This is a genomic window from Staphylococcus sp. EG-SA-2, from assembly GCF_017152085.1.
Genome location: NZ_JACYHC010000552.1, coordinates 1 through 3,258 on the forward strand (window position 1 = coordinate 1; position 3,258 = coordinate 3,258).

The window sequence follows — 3,258 nt, forward strand, 5'->3', positions numbered from 1 at the left end:
ATTTTTAATAATGTGAACAAAAATGATCGCATGAATGATAATAATGATGCAGATGCTCAAAAATATACGACAACGATGAAAAATGCCAATAACACAGTTAAATCGGTCGTTACAGTTGAAAATGAAACATCAAAAGATTCATCATTACCTAAAGATAAAGCATCTCAAGACGAAGTGGGATCAGGTGTTGTATATAAAAAATCTGGAGATACGTTATATATTGTTACGAATGCACACGTTGTCGGTGATAAAGAAAATCAAAAAATAACTTTCTCGAATAATAAAAGTGTTGTTGGGAAAGTGCTTGGTAAAGATAAATGGTCAGATTTAGCTGTTGTTAAAGCAACTTCTTCAGACAGTTCAGTGAAAGAGATAGCTATTGGAGATTCAAATAATTTAGTGTTAGGAGAGCCAATATTAGTCGTAGGTAATCCACTTGGTGTAGACTTTAAAGGCACTGTGACAGAAGGTATTATTTCAGGTCTGAACAGAAATGTTCCTATTGATTTCGATAAAGATAATAAATATGATATGTTGATGAAAGCTTTCCAAATTGATGCATCAGTAAATCCAGGTAACTCGGGTGGTGCTGTCGTCAATAGAGAAGGAAAATTAATAGGTGTAGTTGCAGCTAAAATTAGTATGCCAAACGTTGAAAATATGTCATTTGCAATACCTGTTAATGAAGTACAAAAGATTGTAAAAGATTTAGAAACAAAAGGTAAAATTGACTATCCCGATGTAGGTGTTAAAATGAAGAATATTGCCAGTCTAAATAGTTTTGAAAGACAAGCAGTTAAATTGCCAGGAAAAGTTAAGAACGGTGTTGTTGTAGATCAAGTTGACAACAATGGTTTAGCAGATCAATCTGGTCTGAAAAAAGGTGATGTAATTACTGAATTAGATGGCAAACTTTTAGAAGATGATTTACGCTTTAGGCAGATTATATTTAGTCATAAAGATGACTTGAAATCAATTACAGCGAAGATTTATAGAGATGGTAAAGAGAAAGAAATTAATATTAAACTAAAATAATGTTGAGGTGAACAACGTGTCAATTTTTAGCCAGTTTTTAAAAAGATCAAGCCCTCAACAAGGTATTGTATTGTACTATATCGTCGCAATTGTCATTGCATTTTTATTATTAAACTTACCGTATGTTCATAAACCAGGTGTAGAAGTAAATCCAATTGACACATTATTTGTTGCCGTATCCGGAATTAGTGTTACTGGATTGTCTCCGATAAGTATTGTCGATACCTATTCTACATTTGGACAATTAATTATCCTCGTGATATTAAATATTGGTGGAATTGGCGTCATGGCAATTGGTACGATGTTATGGGTGGTACTAGGTAAACATATTGGAATTAGAGAACGTCAGTTAATTATGTTAGATAATAACAAAAACACAATGAGTGGTACCGTCAAATTGATTATTGATATTGTAAAATCAATATTTGTAATCGAACTCGTAGGAGCCATGTTATTAGCATTTTACTTTTATCGAGATAATCCAGATTTAAAATATGCAATCATGCAAGGTGTTTTTGTTTCTATTTCTGCCACTACCAATGGTGGATTAGATATTACAGGTAAGTCATTAATTCCTTATGCACATGATTATTTTGTACAAGCGATAGTTATATTTTTAATAATTTTAGGATCAATCGGCTTCCCAGTATTATTAGAAGTTAAAGCTTATATTCAAAATAGGGTTACTAATTTTAGATTTTCATTATTTACTAAAATTACGACATCAACATATTTATTCCTATTTATTGTTGGGGTATTAGCCATTCTATTATTTGAACATAACCATGCGTTCAAAGGTTTAAGTTGGCATCAATCGTTATTCTATTCGCTGTTTCAATCAGCGACTACAAGAAGTGCGGGTCTTCAAACAATTGATGTGACAACACTAAGTGACCCCACTAATATTATCATGGGTATTTTAATGTTTATAGGATCTTCGCCAAGTTCGGTTGGTGGCGGTATTCGTACAACAACTTTCGCTATTTTAATTTTGTTTTTAATTAACTTTAGTAATAATGCCGATAAAACATCCATTAAAGTTTACAATAGAGAAGTACACATTATGGATATTCAACGTTCATTTGCAGTATTTACAATGGCGACAATTTTAACATTTTTAGGAATGCTAATTATATCAGCTACTGAAAATGGTAAGCTTACATTTTTACAAGTATTTTTTGAAGTCATGTCTGCATTTGGAACTTGTGGACTATCGCTTGGTGTCACAAGTGATATTAGTGATATTTCTAAGGTCGTACTAATGGTACTCATGTTTATAGGACGTGTTGGCTTAATATCATTTATCATTATGATAGCAGGACGTCGAGAACCAGATAAATTCCATTATCCAAAAGAACGTATTCAAATAGGATAATATAATAGCAATCTAAGTTTAGTTAATATAGATTTTAACTGGAACTTAGATTGCTTTTTTAGTTTGTATTTTTAACTTATTTTATAAGACGATTGGTTTTCAAAATGGTAAACTAGTAACAATGAGAGGTGTAACATGATGGAAAAAAATGAAAACATTAATGTAGAGATTTTAACTACGTCAGATATGCATAGTCATTTCTTAAATGGTGATTATGGTTCAAATATTTATAGAGCTGGTACTTATGTTAACCAAATAAGAGCACAAAATCATCGCGTCATTTTATTAGATAGTGGCGGAAGTTTAGCTGGCTCGTTAGCGGCCTATTATTATGCTATTGTTGCACCTTATAAACGACATCCAATGATAAAGTTAATGAACAGAATGCATTATGATGCTAGCGGTGTGAGTCCAAGTGAATTCAAGTTTGGTTTATCATTTTTAACTCGTTCAATTGCTTTGGCACGTTTTCCATGGTTATCAGCAAATATTGAATACAATGTTACTAAGGAGCCTTATTTTTCAACTCCATATTGTATTAAACATTTTGGTGACTTAAAAATTGCTATCGTAGGCGTCACAGCAGATGGTTTAATGGAAAATGAGTATTCTGAAATGGAGCAAGATGTATCTATTGAAAAGACATTAGTGGCATCAAAACGTTGGATTAGATATATCCATGAAGTTGAAGAGCCAGATTTTTTGATTGTAATTTATCATGGTGGATTGAATAAAATTAGTAATAGTACGAAAAATAAAAAGGCAAGTTCGAATGAAGCTGAAAAATTAATGGAAGAACTCGGTGTTATAGATTTAATGATTACAGCTCATCAGCATCAAACAATAGT

Annotated in this window: 3 protein-coding genes; all 3 read left to right on the forward strand. The window is 31.8% G+C overall.

Translation table 11 applies throughout. From position 1 onward, the window contains the following. On the forward strand, positions 1-1,035 hold a 1,035-nt coding region (locus IDG60_RS09320), incomplete at its 5' end, for a S1C family serine protease (protein ID WP_206160644.1). Positions 1,036-1,051: 16 nt separating this feature from the next. Then, positions 1,052-2,410, forward strand: coding sequence for a TrkH family potassium uptake protein (locus tag IDG60_RS09325; RefSeq protein WP_000021865.1), 1,359 nt, complete (start codon positions 1,052-1,054; stop codon positions 2,408-2,410). A gap of 138 nt (positions 2,411-2,548) precedes the next feature. Continuing rightward, on the forward strand, positions 2,549-3,258 hold a 710-nt coding region (locus IDG60_RS09330; protein WP_206160645.1), incomplete at its 3' end, for a bifunctional UDP-sugar hydrolase/5'-nucleotidase.